Source organism: Aminobacter sp. HY435, from assembly GCF_027568395.1.
Lineage (GTDB): Bacteria > Pseudomonadota > Alphaproteobacteria > Rhizobiales > Rhizobiaceae > Aminobacter.
Genome location: NZ_JANKZL010000016.1, coordinates 12,917 through 30,912, shown reverse-complemented (window position 1 = coordinate 30,912; position 17,996 = coordinate 12,917). Strand labels below are relative to the sequence as shown.

Genomic DNA, 17,996 nt, shown 5'->3' with positions numbered 1-17,996 from the left:
GGAGGGAGGCTTTGCTTCGCGCCAGACGATCAACGGAGAGCACAAGTCGCTTGGCGCCGGGCGTGCCGATCCCCCTCCCCCTTGTGGGGAGGGGTGAGGGGTGGGGGTAACGCCTCAACCGCGCTTGCGGAGAACCCACTCAACCGCCGCCGCAAGATCATCGATGACAGCGCTCGGATGCGGCGCGTGGCGGTTCTCGTCACCGGGGCGATACTTGCCGGTCCGCACCAGAAGCGCTGCTCCAATGCCAGCCCTCAGGGCCCCGGCGATATCGCTTTCCGCGTCGTCGCCAACCATAACTACCTGTCCCGGCGTGCACTCCAGCCCGGCAAGTGCGGCGTGGAAGAATTCCCGCGCGGGCTTGCCCAGCACCGTCGCCTGCTTGCCGGCCGCGAATTCGAGCGCCGCGACGAAGGCACCCGCGTCGAGGCTGAGCCCGCCATCGGCATCCCTAAAGGTGCGGTTGACGGCAAGCGCCAGGAACTCGGCACCGTCGAGCAGATGCCGGAAGGCAGTGTTCATCGCCGCATAGGTGAAAGCCTCGGCGGCATCGCCGACCACAACCGCCTTCCTGTCACCGAAAATATTGCTGGCGAATTCGGGCACGAGATCGGGATGCACGAGAAGGTGTGGGGCGCAGCCTTCGCGGGCGAGCCATTCGACCGCGGCACGCGCCGGCGTGAACAGCTCGTCATTGCTGACGGTGACGCCAAGTTTTGCCAGTTGCGCAACGATCGCCCGATGCGGCGACCGCGTCGTGTTGCTGACGAAGCGGAGCGGCAGGCCCTCGGCGCGGAGCCGCCCGATGGCTGCGACCGCGCCCGGGATCGGCGTGTCGCCGTCATAGACGACGCCCGAGAGATCGAGCAGCATCGCACGTATCATGTCGGGAGCATGGCGGACCATGCCGCGCGCGTCAAACCACGCTGTCGGGATCAGGCCGCGGCGCGGCCGTCGGTATCGATATGCGTCCGCATGTTCCGGGCAAGCACGGCCTCAAGCCGCATCGTCACGACCCGGGTCCACTCGTCTGAAAGCTCCGGCTCCAGCGGCGGAGGCGGCAGCGCCATCAGCCTGTCGACGAACGACGCATCCCCTGCGCTGCCGAGCAGCGCTTCGATTGCCGGATCGTGGGTATCCCTGGTGAAAGTCTTTTGTTCCCGTCTCATGGTACGCTAAGTCACTGATTCGACGGGCGTCTTGAGGGCGAGAAAGAGGCAATTCGGGGGCAGGCGTGTGTGCCGCCACCGGGCTCAATCAGGCCGAGTCCTAGCGGCCTTTAGTGGCTTTTCGCGAACAAGACAGTGGTCAGCCCGCGGTCCCACTCCTCGTCGGGATAGCACGCCGTCTCGACATAGCCCATGGCGCGATGGAAGGCCTGGCTCTGCTGGTAGCTCCTGCTCTTGCAGCGCCAGACAAAAAAATGGCGCCAGCCCCGGGGCCGGCGCCATCATCCATTGCGTGCGAGGCCGTCAGACGTAGCGGTTGACGACGTTCTCCAGATATTCCTGCCGGCCCGATTTCGGTTGCGGCTCTATGCCGTCGGCGACGACACGCGCGGCGATCTGTTCGAGGCTGCGCTCGCCAGCCAGCATCGCCTTGGCTTCAACCGAGTTCCAGCCGGCGTAACGGGCATCGAGCGGAGCCGACAGCGCCTTGTCCTCGATCATCTTCGCCGCCGCCTTGAGGCCACGGGCGCAGGCGTCCATGCCGCCGACATGGGCGATCAGCAGGTCCTCGGGGTCGAGCGACTGGCGCCGCAGCTTGGCGTCGAAATTGGTCCCGCCCGTCTTGAAGCCGCCGCCCAGCAGCACCTGGTAATAGGCCAGCGCCATCTCGGGAACGTTGTTGGGGAACTGGTCGGTGTCCCAGCCCGACTGGTAGTCGTTGCGGTTCATGTCGATCGAGCCGAAGATGCCAAGCGCATTAGCGGTCGCCAGCTCGTGCTCGAAGGAATGGCCGGCCAGGATCGCGTGGCCCTGCTCGATGTTGACCTTCACCTCATTCTCCAGCCCGTACTTCCGGAGGAAACCGTAGACGGTGGCGACGTCGTAATCGTACTGGTGCTTGGTCGGCTCCTGCGGCTTCGGCTCGATCAGGATCGTGCCGGTGAAGCCGATCTTGTGCTTGTAGTCGACGACGAGGTTGAGGAAGCGGCCGAGCTGGTCGAGCTCGCGGCCCATGTCGGTGTTGAGCAGCGTCTCATAGCCTTCGCGCCCGCCCCATAGCACGTAGTTCTCGCCCTTCAGCCGCTTGGTGACGTCAATGCAGTGCTTCACCGTCGCCGCCGCATAGGCAAACACGTCAGGGTCCGGGTTGGTCGCGGCACCCGCCATGAAGCGGCGGTTGGAGAACAGGTTCGCCGTGCCCCAGAGCAGCTTGACGCCGGTCTTGGCCATCTTGCCTTCGAAATAGTCGGCGATCTCGTCGAGGCGCTTGGCACTCTCGGCGAAGGTCGCACCCTCGGGCCGCACGTCGGCGTCGTGGAAGCAGTAGTAGGGAACCCCAAGCAGCGAAAACATCTCGAAGGCGACGTCGGCCTTGAGCTTGGCGTTCTCCATGGTCTCGCCAAACCAGGGCCTCTCGAAGGTCTGGCCGCCGAACGGGTCGCCGCCCGGCCAGGCGAAGGTGTGCCAGTAGGCGACCGCGAAGCGCAGATGGTCTTCCAGCCGCTTGCCCAGCACTACCTCGTCGGCATTGTAGTGGCGATAGGCCAGCGGATTGGTGCTGTCGGGGCCTTCGTAGCGGACGGGCTTGATGTCGCCGAAATAGCCGGTGCTCATGGGAGAACTCCTTTCAGTGAGTACGCATTGCCGCCCCTGATAGGGCGGCCGACGAAATTCCGAATTCGATTACCTCAGGCGTAATTGGTTCCAGCAGGCACTGCTGCGACAAGGGGCGCGTTATCAAAGACGAACCTGACGGAGAGCAGAAATGACCGACTACAACGCCATCACTGAGGCCTATTTCGCCGCCTGGAACGAAACCGACGCGACCGCCCGCAAGGCGCTGGTCGAGGCCGCCTTCACCTCCGGCGTGACCTATCGAGACCCGATCATGCGGGGCGACGGCCATGGCGGCATCGACGCGCTGATCACAGGCGTGCACGGCCAGTTTCCCGGCTTCCGCTTCAAGCTGAAGGGCAAGGCCGACGGCTTCGGCGACAACATCCGCTTCTCCTGGGGCCTTGGCCCTGAAGGCGCGGAAGCCGTGATCGAAGGCTCCGACTTCGCCACCATCGAAGGCGGACGCCTGAGCCTCATCACCGGCTTCCTCGACAAGGTGCCGGGCTGATCTATCGCCGCTCACATCGCCCCCCGGATCGCCGGATAGAGCTTGCGATAGCGCTGGTAGGCCTCGTCATAGGCGCCTGCCAGTGCTGCCACGGGCTCGATGGTTTCGGCGGTCGCAGGCGGCGTGCAGACCTGATGCGGATCGGCACCTTCGGTGGCGATCAGGCCGAGGCGCGCGGCCCCGAAGGCCGCCCCGAAATCGCCGTCGGCGGGAATCTCGACCGGCAAGCCGAGCGCGGTGGCGATCGACTTCAGCCAGTAGCGCGAGCGCGAGCCGCCGCCGATGGCGGTAACGCGCGTCAGCGTCGTGCCGGCCCTGGCCAAAGCTTCAAGGCTGTCGCGGAAGGCAAAGGCCACGCCTTCGAGCACGGCCTGGGTCAGTCCTGCACGGTCGATCTCATGGGCAAGGCCGGCGAAGGAGCCGCGGATCGCCGCGTCGTTGTGCGGGGTCCGCTCGCCCGAGAGATAGGGCAGGAAAGTCACGCCCGTTGGCGCGCGCAATTCGTCGCCGAGTTCGCGCGTCAGCTCGGCCGCATCCTTGCCCGTGATGGTGCTCAGCCAGTTGAGCGAATCCGTCGCCGACAGGATCACGCCCATCTGGTGCCAGGCATTCGGCAGCGCATGACAGAAGGTGTGCACGGCACTTTCCGGATTGGGCAGATAGGCACCATTGGCAGCGAACAGCACGCCCGAGGTGCCGAGCGACACGAAGGCAGCGCCCGGCTTGACCGTGCCCATGCCGCAGGCCGAGGCGGCATTGTCGCCAGCGCCGCCGGCAATCGTCACCCCCTGCCTCATGCCCCATTTCGCAGCCAGTTCGCCGCGCAGCGCCCCGGCCCTGTCAGTGCCCTCGACCAGCGAGGGCATGTGCTCTGTGCCGAGGCCGGTGGCGGCCAATAGCTCCGGCGACCAGCGCCGTGCCGCAACGTCGAGCCACGACGTGCCGGCCGAGTCGGACATTTCGGAAATGTATTCGCCCGACAGCCAGAGGCGCAGGTAGTCCTTGGGCAGCAGCACTTTCGCGACTTTGGCGAAGATTTCGGGTTCGTTGGCCTTCACCCAGGCGAGCTTGGGGGCGGTGAAGCCGGGGAAAACGATGTTGCCGGTGATCTCTTGGAAACGCGGATCGGCGTCGAGCGCGGCCGCCTCGGCGAAGCTGCGCGTGTCGTTCCACAGGATGCAGGGCCGCAGCACCTTACCGGAGGCATCGAGCAGCGTCGCACCATGCATCTGGCCGGACAGGCCGATGCCGCGCACCGCAGCGATTTCCCTTGGGTGCGCCGCCCTGAGTTCGGCGATCGCCTCCTCGGTAGCGCGGATCCAGTCTCCCGGGTCCTGCTCAGACCAGCCGTGATGCGGCCTGGAAACGTCGAGCGAACCATGGCCGGAACCAACAATCCTCTGGTCGGCGTCCATCAACAGCGCCTTCACACCTGACGTGCCGAGATCGAGCCCGAGATACATGCCATTCCTCCCGAATGAGCGACGCGGACGCGAGCGTCCATCCTCTCACGTCATTGACCGGCCTTCATTGCCAGCAGGCAGAAACGGCCAGGGCATCGTCCCGTTCCTCCGACGGACGGAGCTTATTAGCAAACTTTCCGGGGTCGGGTCGACATTTATTTCGGAACTCGCAAAAAATAACTCAAACGCCTCGCTGCAGCCTCTGAAGCGTGGTCAGCCATGCGCGAGCAGTGCCGCGCGCTGGACGAACAGGCCCGACAGCGGGCTTGCCGGCCGTGCATGGTTGCGCGCAGAGGCGAGCTTCACGGCCAGCGCATCGTCGCCGTCGCGCAAGGCCGCCTCGATCAGCGTCAGTTCGATCACGTCACGCTGGGCGTGGCTGCCGCCAAAGCGGTGGGCAATGGCCCTCACCGGCTCAAGCAGCCGCACAGTCTCGCCATAGCGCCCCTCCCCGAAGGCCTTGATCGCCAGCGTGACGGGATGGCCGACGTCCCTCGTGAAAGCGGCATTGTCGTCGTCGCGGGCGATCGCCTCGCGCTGGGCGTCGAGCATTGCCCTGGCCGGCGTTTCGAGCCCGGCACTGATGAAGGCCATCATCGCATGAGCGTCGTTGAAGGCGTAGTTGCCGGCGGCAGCCTTGGGCGCCCAGTTCGCCGCGAGGCAGGCCCAGCGCTCGCCGACATCGACGCCGCCGAGATGCAGCCGCCACAGGATCGCCGAGGCATCGACCATGTTGAGCGCCAGCTTCGACTGCGCGCCGTAGATCGGCCCGTCGTAGAGAGCCAGCACGTCGCCGGTCTCGCCGAGATCGTAGTGGAACAGCGCCAGGTGCCACCAGTTGTGGACCTGGAGAAAACTCTCCTTCGTCCAGGCATCGGTGTTGCCGCGCATCCAGGCGATGCCGTCGCGCTGGCGGCTCTGCATCTCCATCACATGCGCCACTGCGTGCTGGGCCCAGCCGTCGCGTGGCTCGAGCCCGACCGCCTCGCGGCCCAGCGCCTCCGCTTGGGCATAGTCGCCCATCTCCTCGAAGCCGAAGGCCTGCATGCCGAGGATGGCGTGATAGCCGGGCATGCCCTTGCTCCACGCCGGCATCGCCCTGGCGATACGGTCGCGCAGCATCTGCGCGTTGCCGGTGAAGAAATCGATCTGGTGTCCCGCCTGCAGCGCCAGCGCGTCGACAGGATGCTCCGCCGTCAACTCTTCGAGGATGTGCCCGGCCTCGTGCCAATGCCCGGCGGCGAGACGGCCAAGCGCCGCGACATGCGCCTTTTCCCGCGCCGTCGCGGCGAGCCCGGTGGCGACGGCGTGGCAGTCGCCAGCGACCGCCATCGCCTCGCGCTCGGTCGACAGGCCGTAGAGCCAGCCCTTCAGCACATGCGCCATGACGAAATCGGGCGCAGTCGAAATCGCCATGTCGGCCGAGCCCACCGGATCGCCGACGAAACGCTGGAGTTCGCTCACCCCACGCTCGAAATGCGCGGCGGCTGCCTCATCCGCTCCTGAAAGGGCGAGCCCGAGCCGATCCTTCACCACGGCCAAAAATCCTCAGTGCCCCGAGCGCGCGGCCGCGGCGGCAATGCCGGCGCCGACCAGCAAAGTGCCGCCGGTGCGGTTGAAGATGCGGATCGCGCGCGGATTGGACACGACACTTCGAGCCCGAGCTGCGACCAGCGCGTAGCCGAAGGCATTGGCGAAGGCGAGCGTCAGGAAGGTCAGCTCGAAGACCAGCATCTGCGTCCAGAAATCGGCGTTGCGGTCGAGAAACTGCGGCAGGAAGGCGACGAAGAAGGTGATGCTCTTGGGGTTCAGCGCCGTGACGATCCAGGCATGCGCCATCATCTTGACGGCCGATGCGGCATCCGTGCGCGGCTTGGCGTCGAGCGACCCACCGGCGCGAAACAGCTTGATACCAAGATAGATCAGGTAGGCCGCACCGATCCACTTCACGATGGTGAAGACGGTGGCGGACGCGGCAAGCAGCGCGCCGATGCCGAGCATCGACAGCGTCATCGCGGTGAAATCGCCCAGCGCCACGCCGACCGCCATCGGCAATGCGGTGCGCCAGCCCTGGCCGAGCGCGTAGGACACGACCAACAGGATGGTGGGGCCGGGAATGACCAGCAGCACCGCGGACGCGGCGGCAAAGGCGGCCCAGCTTTCGAACGACATGGCAATGCTCCCTCTTTGGAAAGGGGATCAAGCTCCGCCGCCGTGCGGTTGTAAAGCCCTTACGGCGGCACACGCCGCATTCACTCTTTGTCAACCATGAACGCCGAAAATGCGGTCTATCGGCAGGACTGCGCGTTTCGGTCCGGCCCCTTGTAACGAGTGGAATTGTGCCGTGTCGAAATCGCCCCTTTCGCCGAAATCCGGCCTGATCGGATCCCCGGACGCCAAGCTCACCTCGCGTCGCGCCGTCCTGCTGGGCCTTGGCGCCACCGGTCTGTTGGCCGGCTGCACACGCACCCTCGATCTCGAAATCCCGGAAATGGGCCTCGACACCACCTCGACCGGCTCAATCCGCCCGCAGATCAGCGTCGACAAGCAAGTCACCGGACCGGAAGTGATGTACGCCTCGTTCACCGACGAGGGCTACACGCTGCCCGAAATCCCGTTCAAGAAGGTCGATCCCAAATATCGCCGCCAAATCGTGGTCGATCCGACTGGCGAAGCGCCCGGCACCATCGTCGTGCGGCTGCAGGAACGTTATCTCTATCTGGTGCAGCCTGGTGGCGAGGCGATCCGCTACGGCGTCGGCATCGGCCGCGACGGATTTCTCTGGAATGGCCGCGCCAACATCCAGTACGGCAAGAAGTGGCCGACCTGGACCCCGCCCCCCGAAATGATCGTGCGCAAGCCAGAACTGGAAAGATGGCGTGGCGGCCAGCCCGGCGGCCTCGACAATCCGCTCGGCGCGCGTGCGCTCTACATCTTCAAGGACGGCAAGGACACCGGCTACCGCGTGCATGGTTCGCCGGAGTGGTGGACCATCGGCCAAGCCATGTCGTCGGGCTGCGTGCGCATGATCAACCAGGACGTCATCGACCTGTTCAGCCGCGTCAACGGCAAGACGCCAATTGTCGTCAGCTAGGGTTTGGCGGCCGGGGTCGGCGATCCGGCATTCCTGCCTGAAGCGACAGAATCTCCCATTGCGTCCGACCACCAGAAGGACGAATGTGCCGGAAAATGGCACCATGGGGAGATGGCCGCATGCCCTCGACATTCGTGATCGCGCAAGGCGGTGGTCCGACCGCCGTCATCAACCAGACGATGGCCGGAGCTATCCTGGAAATCCGCCGGCGCCATCCCAAGGCGCGCATTCTCGGCTCGCGCCACGGCGTGCGCGGCATCCGCGACGGCGACTATGTCGATCTGACCGACATCGCCGAGGAGCAGTTGCGGCGCATCGCGGCAACGCCGGGCGCAGCGCTCGGCAGCACCCGTGACAAGCCCGACGCCGCCTATTGCGCAGTCATCCTCGAAGGCCTCAGGAAGGCCGACGCCCAGGCCTTCATCTATATCGGCGGTAATGACACCGCCGGAACCCAGCAGATCCTGACCGACGCGGCCCAGGGAAGCATGGCCTTCGTCCATGCGCCCAAGACCATCGACAACGATCTCGAGGAAAACGATCACACGCCGGGCTTCATCTCGGCGGCCGAATTCGTCGCCGGCGCGTTCCTCTCGGTCGACCTCGACTTCCGCGCGCTGCCCGGCATCTATGTCGGCATCGTCATGGGCCGCCATGCCGGCTTCCTCACCGCCGCCGCCGCCGCCTGGCGCGACGAGGAATCCGACGGCCCGCATCTGATCTATGTCCCGGAGCGCGCATTCTCGGTGCCGCGCTTCATCGACGAGGTGAAGGAGACGCTTGCCCGCCACCGCCGCTGCGTCGTCGCCGTCTCCGAAGGCGTCACCACTGCCGACGGACGCGCTCTGGTCGAGAGCATCGTGCCCGCCGACAAGCTCGAGCGCGACGCTCATGGCAACATCAAGCTGTCCGGCAGCGATCTCAGCCGCGCCTTCGAAAACGCGCTCGCCGAGGGCCTGCCCGGCAAGCGCGCCCGCGTCGACGCGCTTGGCTACATGCCACGCGGCTACATCGGCGCGGTCAATCCCGTCGACGCGCAAGAGGCCTACGACGCCGGCGTCTTCGCCATCGACGCGGCCGACAAGGGCGGCGGCTCGGTGGCGCTGAAATACGAGGGCGGCAAGACGGTGCTGAGGCTGGTGCCCCTGTCCAACGTCGCCGGCAAGACCCGGCACATGCCCGACAATTACATGCTGCCCGACGTCAACCACCTGTCGGAAAAGGGCATGGACTATCTGCGCCGGCTGGTGCCCGGCCGCTTCCAGATCGGCAGGCCGTTCGTGTGACGCCCCGCCCCGGCTGGTTCTCGAAAAGCATCGTCGACGCAACCGTGACGATGCTGACAGAGCCGTTCGTCACCGACTACTGCCGCGCCAACATGTGGCTGGTGCGCGGCAGGGATTTCGACATGCTGGTCGACACCGGCATGGGCATCTGCCCGCTCGCCCCGGAGATCGGGACGACACCGGGCAAGCCGCTGCTGGCGGTCGCGACCCACGTCCATCTCGACCATGTCGGCTCGCTGCACGAATTCGCCTGGCGCGCCGGCCCGCGCATCGAGGCGCCCTTCTTCGAAACCATGCCGGACCAGGCGACCTACGCCAACATGTTCCGCAACTTCCCCGGCGCAGTCTCCGAACTGCCCTGGCCCGGCTGGCATTCCGCCGACTACGCCATCGCGCCCGCCCCGCTCCACCGCCTGCTCGACGAGGGCGAGCAGATCGACCTCGGCGACCGCAGCTTCACCGTTCTGCACCTGCCGGGACATTCGCCGGGATCCATCGGCCTGTTCGACGAACGCGACGGCACGCTGTTTTCGGGCGACGCCGTCCATGGCGGATTGCTGGTCGACGACATGCCCGATTCCGACCGCACCGCCTATTGCGCGACGATGCGCCGGCTCATCGGCCTGCCCGTGCGGGTCGCCCATGGCGGCCACGCCCACAGCATGGACGGCGCCAGGATGCGTGAGATTGCCGTGGAGTATCTGCGGAGGAACGAGGGGTAGAATTGCCCCCTCATCCGGTCGCTTCGCTACCACCCTCTCCCCGCTGGGGAGAAGAGGCAGGCGTCAACGCGGCAGATCTCCTCTCCCCTCGGGGGAGAGGTCGACCGAGCGTAGCGGAGGTCGGGTGAGGGGGAAATTGTTACCCCAGACCTTCCTCGAACCCGCTGATCGCCTTGACCTCGAGAAAGTCCTCGAGCCCCCACTTGCCGCCTTCGCGGCCGAGGCCCGACTGCTTGTAGCCGCCGAACGGGCTGCCATAGGGGCGATCGGTGCCGTTGATCTGGACCATGCCCGCGCGCAGCTTGCGGGCCACGCGCTGGGCGCGAACCTTGTCTGCCGACTGCACATAGGCGGACAGGCCGTAGGGCGTGTCGTTGGCAATCGCGATCGCCTCTTCCTCGGTCTCGAACGGGATCATCGCCAGCACCGGGCCGAACACCTCCTCGCGGGCGATGCGCATCTGGTTGTTGACGTCGGCGAACACCGTCGGCCGCACGAAGTAGCCGCGGTTGAAGCCCTCGGGGCGGCCGATGCCACCGGCGACGACCCGCGCGCCTTCCTTGATGCCAGCCTCGATCAGCCCCTGCACCTTGTCGAACTGAACGTCCGACGAAAGCGGGCCGATATGGTCGCCGTCTTCCGCTGGATTGCCGACCTTCACCGACGCCGCGTATTTCGCTGCGATATCGACCGCCTTGCCATAGACCGGGCGCTGCACCAGCATGCGCGTCGGCGCATTGCACGACTGGCCGGTGTTCTCGAAGCAATGCGCCAGCCCGCGCGTCACTGCATCTTCCAGGTCGACGTCGTCGAAGACGATGTTCGGCGACTTGCCGCCGAGTTCCAGCGTCACGCGCTTGACCGTCTCGGAAGCGGCCTTGGTTACCGCCACGCCGGCGCGTGTCGAGCCGGTGAACGACATCATGTCGATGCCGGGATGCCTCGACATCGCTTCGCCGACGCCAGGGCCGTCGCCGTTGACCATGTTGAACACGCCGGCGGGGAAGCCCGCCTCCCCGATCATCTCGGCAAAGACGATCGACGACATCGGCGCGATCTCCGATGGCTTGAGCACCACGGTGCAGCCGGCGGCCAGCGCCGGCACGACCTTCAGCGTCACCTGGTTCATCGGCCAGTTCCACGGTGTGATCAGTCCGCACACGCCGATCGGCTCGCGCACGATCCGCTCCCCGGGGTTCCTGGCGTCGAGCGGCTCCTCGAACTCGAAATCGCGCAGCACGTCGATGAAGCTCTCGATGTGCCCGGCGCCGCAGGCCGCCTGCGATTCCAGCGCCAGCTTGATCGGCGCGCCCATCTCGAGCGAAATCGCCTCGGCCATGTCGCGCATGCGGCGGTTGTAGGCGGCAAGCAGCTTTTCGAGCAGCGCCAGGCGGTGCTCACGGCTGCTCGTGCTCCACGACAGGAAAGCACGTTGGGCAGCGGCCACCGCCTTGTCGACATCGGCCGTCGAGCCCAGCGAGATCACCGCGAACGGTTGCTCGTCGGCCGGGTTGATGACCTCCAGCTCCTTCGCAACAACGGGCGCGACCCATTTTCCGTCGATGAAAAAATCCGTCTTGCGCAGCATGGCATGCTCCCTGTTTGGCCGTCTTGTAGACCGGCGCGCCGGCCAGCCATGTCCTGAATCCGACTGCATTTTTAGGTCGGCAGCCCGTTGTCGGAAAGACCTGGGTCAGCGCTTGCCGGCGGCTGTCACAATGTCAGTAGGTTTTGCTAATTTTCACCACTCTGGGTGGATCGCAGGTCGGACAGCCCCTATAAGCCGTCCTCCATCGAGGCCACCACCATGTCAATCATTGGCTCCCGTCGCCAGGCGGCGATCACCTTCATCTTTGTCACCGCCGTGCTCGACATCATTGCCATGGGCATCATCATTCCGGTGTTGCCTTCGCTGATCGAGGAATATGCCGGCTCCAACGCCGATGCCGGCTGGATCAACGGGGTCTTCATCGCGCTTTGGGCTGCCATGCAGTTCGTCTGCTCGCCGATCATCGGCTCCCTGTCCGACCGCTATGGCCGCCGGCCGGTCATCCTCCTGTCGACGGCAGGCCTCGCCGCCGACTATGTGCTGATGGCGGTGGCGCCGAACCTTTGGTGGCTGGCGCTCGGCCGCATCATCGCCGGCATCACCTCGTCGAGCTTCACCACCGTGTTCGCCTACATGGCCGACATCACGCCGCCTGAGGGCCGCGCCCGCGCCTACGGATTGATCGGCGCCGCCTTCAGCGCCGGCTTCGTCGCCGGCCCATTGATGGGCGGGTTCCTCGGCGAGATCTCGCCGCGCGCGCCATTCTGGGTCGCCGCCGCGATGAGCGGGCTGGCGTTCCTCTATGGCGCGTTCGTGCTGCCGGAATCGCTTGCGCCGGAAAAGCGCATGCCGTTTTCCTGGCGCCGGGCCAATCCATTTGGCGCCATGCTGCTGCTGCGCTCGCATCCCGAACTGACCGGCCTCGCCGCCGTGACCTTTCTGCTGCATTTCTCCCACCACGTCTTCTCGGCGGTGTTCGTGCTTTATGCCGCCTATCGCTACAACTGGCATGCCTGGGAGGTCGGCACGCTTTTGGCTATGGTCGGCGTGCTCGACATGATCGTACAGGGCCTCATTGTCGGCCCTGTCGCCAAGCGTTTCGGCGACCGCGCCACAATGGTCTTCGGCCTGTTTGCCGGCGCTTTCGGCATCGCCTGCATGGGCCTCGCGCCTACCGGCTTCTGGTTCTCGCTGGCGATCATCCCGAACGCGCTTTGGGGGCTAGCCATGCCAACGACGCAGTCCCTGATGACCCAGCGCGTCTCGGAATCCGAACAGGGCCAGCTGCAGGGCGCCAACATGAGCGTCGCAAGCGTCGCCGGCGTTGCCTCGCCGCTGTTCTTCGGCGCCGTCTACGCCTGGACTGTGCGGGAGAGCACGCCGATGCCTTATCCCGGTCTGTCATTCTACATCGCGGCGGTGGTGCTGCTGGGCGCAGCAGCTCTGGGCTGGGTGGTGGCCCGCAAGGCAGGACGCGCCGAAGAGGCTGAGAAGACGGCCTGACGCCTCACGTCAAAGCCACGATCACCGGCCCCATGATCGTCAGCAGGATGTTGCCGATCGCGTAGGGAACGGTGAAGCCGAGCGCTGGCGCCGAGCTTTCCGCAACATCGCTTGCGGCGAGCATCGCCGCATCCTGCGTCTGCGCGCCGGCCAGCGCGCCGAACAGCAGGATCGGCTCGACCTTGAGCACGAAGTGCCCGACCAGAAGGCCGACCAGTTGTGGGACCAGCGTCACGAAGACCCCGGCGACAAGCAGCCTGGCGCCATCGGCGGCAAGAGCTGCGATCGCCTGCGGACCGGCCGTGAGACCGACCAGCGCGCAGAATGTCGCGAGACCGAAGTCCCACATGATCTGGGTCGCCGCGACCGGCACGTTGTGGCGTTCCGGATGACGCGCATGCCACCACCCGAAAATCAGGCCGGCGACCAGCGCGCCACCGCCGGTCGACAGTGTGATCGGCAGGCCGGCCACCGTCAGCGTCGCAAGCCCGATCAACGCGCCGCAGAACAACCCCACCGCAAGGAATGAAATGTCTGCGCGCTTGCCGGTGCTCAGGCTTTCGCCGATGCGCGGCAACACCTCGTCAAGTCGTTCAGCCGTGCCGGCGAGGCTGAGGATGTCTCCGGTCACCAACACCGTCTGTGCAGTCACGGGGATCTCCTGCGCCTGGCGCTTGATGCCGCGCAAGAAAACGCCGCGACCGCTTTCGCCAAGCATGCCGACCGCCTGCGACAGCGTCTTGCCGGCAAAGCGCGGCGCCAACACCACATCCGCGCCATGGCCGAGCAGGTCGCGCACCAGCTCATCCGCCACCACTTCCTTGCCGATGCGCGGTGCGGCGCGCACGATCGCCGGGCGATAGCCCTGCAAGGCGATCAGGTCGCCACGCTTGAGCACCGTTTCCGGCGTGAGCTCCAGGTCCTTGCCACGGCGGCGCGCGCGCTGGATCGACGCCTGCGTCCCCAACCGCTCCCGCAGCTGGCCGATCGTCTCACCATCGGCCTGGTCGACCCTGAAGGCGCGGGCCACCAGCGAACGCACATCGAGCAGCTGGCCGCCGCCGACCGCGACCTGCGACAGCGCGCTGTCGAACTTGCGGCCTTCCTCCTTCAGGTTAACCCCGATCAGTCGCGGCCCGAGCTGCGAGCAAAAAAGGATCACCCCGATGGTGCCGAAGACATAGGTCAGCGCGAACGCCACCGCCGCCTGCCCCTGTGTCGACAATAGCTGCTCTTGCGGAAGCCCAAGCTCGTTCAGCGCACCATAGGCGGTACCAAGCATTGCAGTCTCTGAAAGCGAGCCGGCGGCCAGCCCGATGGCGCTGCCCTGGTCGAAGCCGAACAACCTGGACACCAGTATGGCGCTGGCCAGGCCCGTGCTTGTGACCACTACAGCGATGACCGCAAGCGGCAACGTCGTGCGGCCAAGCGACGAGAAGAACTGCGGCCCGCTCTGGAAGCCGACGGCGAAGACGAACAACAGGAACGCCACCGACTTCAGCGTCGGCGACAGTTCGGGTGCCGCGCCTCCCAGCAGGGCGCCCAGGGTTGTGCCGACGATCAGCGTTCCCGCGGCATTGCCGAAGGAAAAGCCGCCCAGCTTGAGGCGACCGAACCCCACCCCTATCGCCACAGTGAGAAACAGCATCGCCTCGGGCGAATGAATGATCGGCCGCAACAGTTCCATTCCCCGCCCTCCCCATGGCCGCCAAGCTAGTGCGCGAGCAGCATCGCGAAATAGCCTCCGACCGTCAGCAGCACGCCCGAGACCGCATAGGCCACCGGGAAGCCTAGCCACGGCACGTTGCTGTCGGCCTCCTTGGCCGCTTCGCGCGCCGGTCCGGAATGGCTGCGCGCGCCGGCGGTTGCGCCCATCAGCAGAGCCGCATTCATGCGGAAGACGTAGTAGCCGACCATCCACACGATGATCGGCGGGATGGTGCAGGCAAGGAAGCCGACCAGCAGGATCTTCAGGGCGAGATCGCCGGTGATCTGCGAGGTCAGTCCGGCCCCCGCATTGACGCCGACGATGGCGACGAAGACGAGCAGGCCCATATCCTCGAGGATGTTGCGCGCGGCGTTCGGTGTATTGCCGAAATAGCGCAGACGCGACGAGATCGACGACACGATGATGCCCGACAGCAAGAGCCCGCCGGCATTGCCGAGGCCGATCGAGGCGCCGAAGGCCGGAAACTGGATGGCGCCGATCAGGAAGCCGAGGATCATGCCGAACGATAGCGTGACCAGATCGGTCGAGGTGTTGTGGCGCGCGACAACGCCGAGTATCCGGGCCGCCTCGTCAACCGCCGGCTTGAGGCCGGTCACGTACAGCACGTCGCGGCGCTGGAGCTTGAAATCTCGGCCGATCGGCTGCGGGTGTCCGGCGCGTTCCAGGCGGGTAAGCTGGATCTGCCCGGCAAGGTCCTCGCTCCGCAGTTCGCCGAGCTTCTTGCCGATCATGTCCTTGCGCGTGACCAGTATTTCGGCCTGATCGATGGGAATGTTGAGGACACGGTTGCCCGGCACTTCGGGCCCGATAATTCCCATGTTGCTCGTCAGGTCTTCCGCCGTTCCGCCAAGCGCCACCACGTCCTCCAGCTTGAGGACGAGGTTTGGATCGGCGCCCAGCAGTTCGTCGCCCCGGCGCACGTTGAGAATACGATACTGCGGATACTTGACGCGGAATTGGTGGATGGTCTGTCCGGCTGTCTCGGGTTGAACCAGCCGGTAAGCGCGCATGCCGAACGGCTGGAACCCGGTGATGCCCGGATCGTCGACATTGGCCACGCCATGCTCGGTCTCATAGCGCTTGGCTTCGACCCTGGCGTCCAGCCCCCACCAGCGCGGCAGGTACTTGCACAGCATGACGATGCCGACGGTGCCCCAGATATAGGTGATGCCGTAGGACAGCGCGATCATGGCGCTGACCTGGTCCTCGGTGGTTCCGGCAGGGGGCACGACAATCCCCGAGCTGATTGCCTGCTGCGCCGATCCGATCGCCGCCGACATGGTGTTGGAGCCGGCGAGGATGCCGCCGGCGGTGCCCATCGGCAGATTCAGGTAGCGCACCCCGATGACGGTGATGGCCAGGGCGGTGATGCAGGAAAGCACCGCCAGCGTGACGTACTTGAACGCCTCGGCGTTGAGCGAATTGAGGAATGACGGCCCGACGCGCAGGCCAACGCCGTACATGAACAGGTAGTAGAACAGCGACTTGGTGAATTCGTCGAGCTTGTAGGTGACGCCGAAGGCCGCGGCGAAGGCCGACAGGCCGGCGCCGACGACGATTGCGCCAGCCACGGATCCGAGGCCGTAGCCCTTGAAGGTGAAGCCGCCGATCCACACGGCGAGGCCAACGACCAGGAACAGCAGGACGTAGGGGTAGTCTGCGAGGTACTGCAACAATGCGATCACTGCGCGTCTCCGGAATGGCCTGCGCCCGGTCAGGCGCAGGCATTGCCATCCTCATTGCCGGTTGCGGGTCATCGACCCGTTCAGCACTTGCTGACCGTGGCCTTGGTATGATCGTGCAGCTTCGGCGGCGTCGAGGTGCCGCCATGCTCCTTCAGCCAGTCGCAGGCCTTTATGATATCCTGGGCCAGCCCGTTGATGACATTCAGGTTGAGATGCGGCCTGACCACCACGCGCAGGCTGTTGACCGTCTCGGCGTTGGGGGGCATCGAATAGGCCGACAGCACCCAGCCGCGCTCGCGCACCTTGGCCGAGACGTCGAACTCGTTGAAGTTCTTGAACTCGCTTTTCAGCGTCAGCGCCACCACGGGGATGCGCTGGGTATCGTTCATGATGACGAAGTAGCCGCTCTTCACCAGCAGATCGCGCAGGCGCTGCGCGTTGTCGACGGTGTGCTGCATGATCTCCTTGTAGCCTTCGAAACCCAGCCGCACGAAGGTGTAGTACTGATAGGCGATCTGTGCTGCGTTGCGGCTGAAGTTCAGCGTTGCCGTCGGCATCTCGCCGCCAAGATAGTTGACGTAGAACACCAGCTCCTCGTTGAACACCGAGCGATCGCGGAAGATCACCCAGCCAAGACCGGGCGGCACCAGGCCATATTTGTGGCCCGAAGCATTGATCGATTTCACGCGCGGCAGGCGGAAGTCCCACTTGTAGTCGGGATAGAGGAACGGGTTGACGAAACCGCCGGAGGCGCCGTCGATGTGCATCGGAATGTTGATGCCGGTGCGTTTTTCGTAGGCGTCGAGCCAGTCGTGGATCTCCTGAAAATCGTCGTCCTCACCGGTGAACGTCTGACCCGCGATCGCCACCACGGCGATCGTATTTTCGTCGACCAGCTTATCCAGGTGTTCGGTCGTCAGCCGGTAGTTGCCTGGCTTCAGTGGCGCAATGCGCGGCTCGACGTCGAAGTAGCGCAGGAACTTCTTCCACACGATCTGGACGTTGCCGCCGGTGACCATGTTCGGCTTGCTGCCGTCCTTTCCGGCAGCCTCGCGTGCCTTGCGCCAGTTCCACTTGTGGGCAAGCCCGGCCAGCATGCAGGCTTCCGACGAGCCGACGGTGGCTGTGCCATACGGCACCGCATCCTTGGGTCCGTTCCACAGCTCGTGCAGCCATTTCACCATTCGCGTCTCCATCGCGAACAGCTGCGGATACATGTCGTGGTCGATGTAGTTCTTGAGGAAATTGCGCCGCCCGACTTCCAGCGCTTCCGGCTCGGTGAAGGTGGTGACGAAGGACGACAGGTTCATCACCGGTTGCGAGTCGGACCAGGCCTCGCTGTTGACGATCGCTTCGGCGGCAAAAGCCGAGATGCTGTTTCGAGGAAACTTGTCCTCAGGGATTTCCTCGTTGAACTCGTCATAGAACAGGTCGAAGGGGGATTTGTGCTTCACGGCTACTTTCCTTTCGAAAATCGGGGAGGAAAACTGCTCATCAAGTACCGAGGCTACATGACAGTTTGGCAACTCGGCTCAGATTGTCGTCTGGAAAAGTCCTCCACCGGCAAACGCGGGAGGCGAAACAACAGTACGCACATTCGAGCGTGACATTGCCCCCGAAGGCAAGATTAGGGTTGCGTTGCGCTTGGTCAAGGCAGCACCTCACAATCTT

At 65.3% G+C, this 17,996-nt stretch carries 15 protein-coding genes; 5 read left to right on the top strand and 10 right to left on the bottom strand.

What is annotated here, in order from left to right; genetic code table 11:
• Positions 1-114 precede the first annotated feature (114 nt).
• The 3 genes from PCJ21_RS21070 to xylA all read right to left on the bottom strand — a co-directional run bounded on the left by PCJ21_RS21070 (position 115) and on the right by xylA (position 2,783).
• A complete protein-coding gene (locus PCJ21_RS21070; RefSeq protein WP_269933403.1) occupies positions 115-906 on the bottom strand; it encodes a TIGR01458 family HAD-type hydrolase in 792 nt (263 codons plus the stop codon).
• A gap of 29 nt (positions 907-935) precedes the next feature.
• The gene (locus PCJ21_RS21065) at positions 936-1,169 is read right to left on the bottom strand and encodes a hypothetical protein (RefSeq protein ID WP_269933402.1); all 234 of its coding nucleotides are present in this window, start codon (positions 1,167-1,169) and stop codon (positions 936-938) included.
• A gap of 303 nt (positions 1,170-1,472) precedes the next feature.
• Positions 1,473-2,783, bottom strand: a complete 1,311-nt coding sequence (gene xylA, locus PCJ21_RS21060) for a xylose isomerase (protein WP_269933401.1) — start codon at positions 2,781-2,783, stop codon at positions 1,473-1,475.
• A 151-nt stretch (positions 2,784-2,934) separates the two neighbouring features.
• Between xylA and PCJ21_RS21055 the strand changes: the two genes are divergently transcribed.
• Positions 2,935-3,294 (top strand): nuclear transport factor 2 family protein, encoded by a 360-nt coding sequence (locus PCJ21_RS21055; RefSeq protein ID WP_269933400.1) that lies wholly within the window; start codon positions 2,935-2,937, stop codon positions 3,292-3,294.
• Between the two features lie 11 nt (positions 3,295-3,305).
• On the opposite strand, the gene xylB is transcribed toward PCJ21_RS21055, so the two are convergent.
• The 3 genes from xylB to PCJ21_RS21040 form a co-directional block, all read right to left on the bottom strand.
• On the bottom strand, positions 3,306-4,757 hold the full coding sequence (gene xylB / locus PCJ21_RS21050; RefSeq protein WP_269933399.1) for a xylulokinase: 1,452 nt from the start codon (positions 4,755-4,757) through the stop codon (positions 3,306-3,308).
• A 213-nt stretch (positions 4,758-4,970) separates the two neighbouring features.
• Complete coding sequence (locus PCJ21_RS21045; protein ID WP_269933455.1) at positions 4,971-6,290, bottom strand: tetratricopeptide repeat protein; 1,320 nt, start codon at positions 6,288-6,290, stop codon at positions 4,971-4,973.
• A gap of 15 nt (positions 6,291-6,305) precedes the next feature.
• Positions 6,306-6,929: a LysE family translocator gene (locus PCJ21_RS21040; RefSeq protein ID WP_269933398.1), complete on the bottom strand. Its 624-nt coding sequence runs from the start codon at positions 6,927-6,929 to the stop codon at positions 6,306-6,308.
• 205 nt (positions 6,930-7,134) lie between these two features.
• Here PCJ21_RS21040 and PCJ21_RS21035 point away from each other — a divergent pair, with 205 nt between their 5' ends.
• The 3 genes from PCJ21_RS21035 to PCJ21_RS21025 all read left to right on the top strand — a co-directional run bounded on the left by PCJ21_RS21035 (position 7,135) and on the right by PCJ21_RS21025 (position 9,859).
• Positions 7,135-7,851 carry a L,D-transpeptidase gene (locus PCJ21_RS21035; RefSeq protein WP_442866056.1) on the top strand — a complete coding sequence of 239 codons (717 nt, stop codon included), beginning with the start codon at positions 7,135-7,137 and terminating at the stop codon, positions 7,849-7,851.
• A 119-nt stretch (positions 7,852-7,970) separates the two neighbouring features.
• Positions 7,971-9,137 (top strand): diphosphate--fructose-6-phosphate 1-phosphotransferase, encoded by a 1,167-nt coding sequence (locus PCJ21_RS21030; RefSeq protein WP_269933396.1) that lies wholly within the window; start codon positions 7,971-7,973, stop codon positions 9,135-9,137.
• 50 nt (positions 9,138-9,187) lie between these two features.
• The gene (locus tag PCJ21_RS21025) at positions 9,188-9,859 is read left to right on the top strand and encodes an MBL fold metallo-hydrolase (protein WP_269933454.1); all 672 of its coding nucleotides are present in this window, start codon (positions 9,188-9,190) and stop codon (positions 9,857-9,859) included.
• A 139-nt stretch (positions 9,860-9,998) separates the two neighbouring features.
• Here the strand turns inward: PCJ21_RS21025 and PCJ21_RS21020 are convergent, their stop codons facing one another.
• Positions 9,999-11,447, bottom strand: a complete 1,449-nt coding sequence (locus PCJ21_RS21020) for an aldehyde dehydrogenase family protein (protein WP_269933395.1) — start codon at positions 11,445-11,447, stop codon at positions 9,999-10,001.
• Positions 11,448-11,666: 219 nt separating this feature from the next.
• On the opposite strand from PCJ21_RS21020, the gene PCJ21_RS21015 reads away from it, so the two are divergent.
• Positions 11,667-12,911 carry a TCR/Tet family MFS transporter gene (locus PCJ21_RS21015; protein ID WP_269933394.1) on the top strand — a complete coding sequence of 415 codons (1,245 nt, stop codon included), beginning with the start codon at positions 11,667-11,669 and terminating at the stop codon, positions 12,909-12,911.
• Positions 12,912-12,915: 4 nt separating this feature from the next.
• Here the strand turns inward: PCJ21_RS21015 and PCJ21_RS21010 are convergent, their stop codons facing one another.
• The 3 genes from PCJ21_RS21010 to PCJ21_RS21000 form a co-directional block, all read right to left on the bottom strand.
• Positions 12,916-14,598: a transporter gene (locus tag PCJ21_RS21010; RefSeq protein ID WP_269933393.1), complete on the bottom strand. Its 1,683-nt coding sequence runs from the start codon at positions 14,596-14,598 to the stop codon at positions 12,916-12,918.
• Positions 14,599-14,624: 26 nt separating this feature from the next.
• The gene (locus PCJ21_RS21005; RefSeq protein ID WP_269933392.1) at positions 14,625-16,325 is read right to left on the bottom strand and encodes an aspartate:alanine exchanger family transporter; all 1,701 of its coding nucleotides are present in this window, start codon (positions 16,323-16,325) and stop codon (positions 14,625-14,627) included.
• An 80-nt stretch (positions 16,326-16,405) separates the two neighbouring features.
• Positions 16,406-17,779, bottom strand: coding sequence for a glutamate decarboxylase (locus PCJ21_RS21000; protein ID WP_269933391.1), 1,374 nt, complete (start codon positions 17,777-17,779; stop codon positions 16,406-16,408).
• Positions 17,780-17,996: the final 217 nt, after the last annotated feature.

Coding starts and splice junctions, on each gene's coding strand:
- PCJ21_RS21070 (WP_269933403.1), bottom strand. CDS start 906: ATGGTCCGCCATGCTCCCGACATGATACGTGCGATGCTGCTCGATCTC.
- PCJ21_RS21065 (WP_269933402.1), bottom strand. CDS start 1,169: ATGAGACGGGAACAAAAGACTTTCACCAGGGATACCCACGATCCGGCA.
- xylA (WP_269933401.1), bottom strand. CDS start 2,783: ATGAGCACCGGCTATTTCGGCGACATCAAGCCCGTCCGCTACGAAGGC.
- PCJ21_RS21055 (WP_269933400.1), top strand. CDS start 2,935: ATGACCGACTACAACGCCATCACTGAGGCCTATTTCGCCGCCTGGAAC.
- xylB (WP_269933399.1), bottom strand. CDS start 4,757: ATGTATCTCGGGCTCGATCTCGGCACGTCAGGTGTGAAGGCGCTGTTG.
- PCJ21_RS21040 (WP_269933398.1), bottom strand. CDS start 6,929: ATGTCGTTCGAAAGCTGGGCCGCCTTTGCCGCCGCGTCCGCGGTGCTG.
- PCJ21_RS21030 (WP_269933396.1), top strand. CDS start 7,971: ATGCCCTCGACATTCGTGATCGCGCAAGGCGGTGGTCCGACCGCCGTC.
- PCJ21_RS21025 (WP_269933454.1), top strand. CDS start 9,188: ATGCTGACAGAGCCGTTCGTCACCGACTACTGCCGCGCCAACATGTGG.
- PCJ21_RS21020 (WP_269933395.1), bottom strand. CDS start 11,447: ATGCTGCGCAAGACGGATTTTTTCATCGACGGAAAATGGGTCGCGCCC.
- PCJ21_RS21015 (WP_269933394.1), top strand. CDS start 11,667: ATGTCAATCATTGGCTCCCGTCGCCAGGCGGCGATCACCTTCATCTTT.
- PCJ21_RS21010 (WP_269933393.1), bottom strand. CDS start 14,598: ATGGAACTGTTGCGGCCGATCATTCATTCGCCCGAGGCGATGCTGTTT.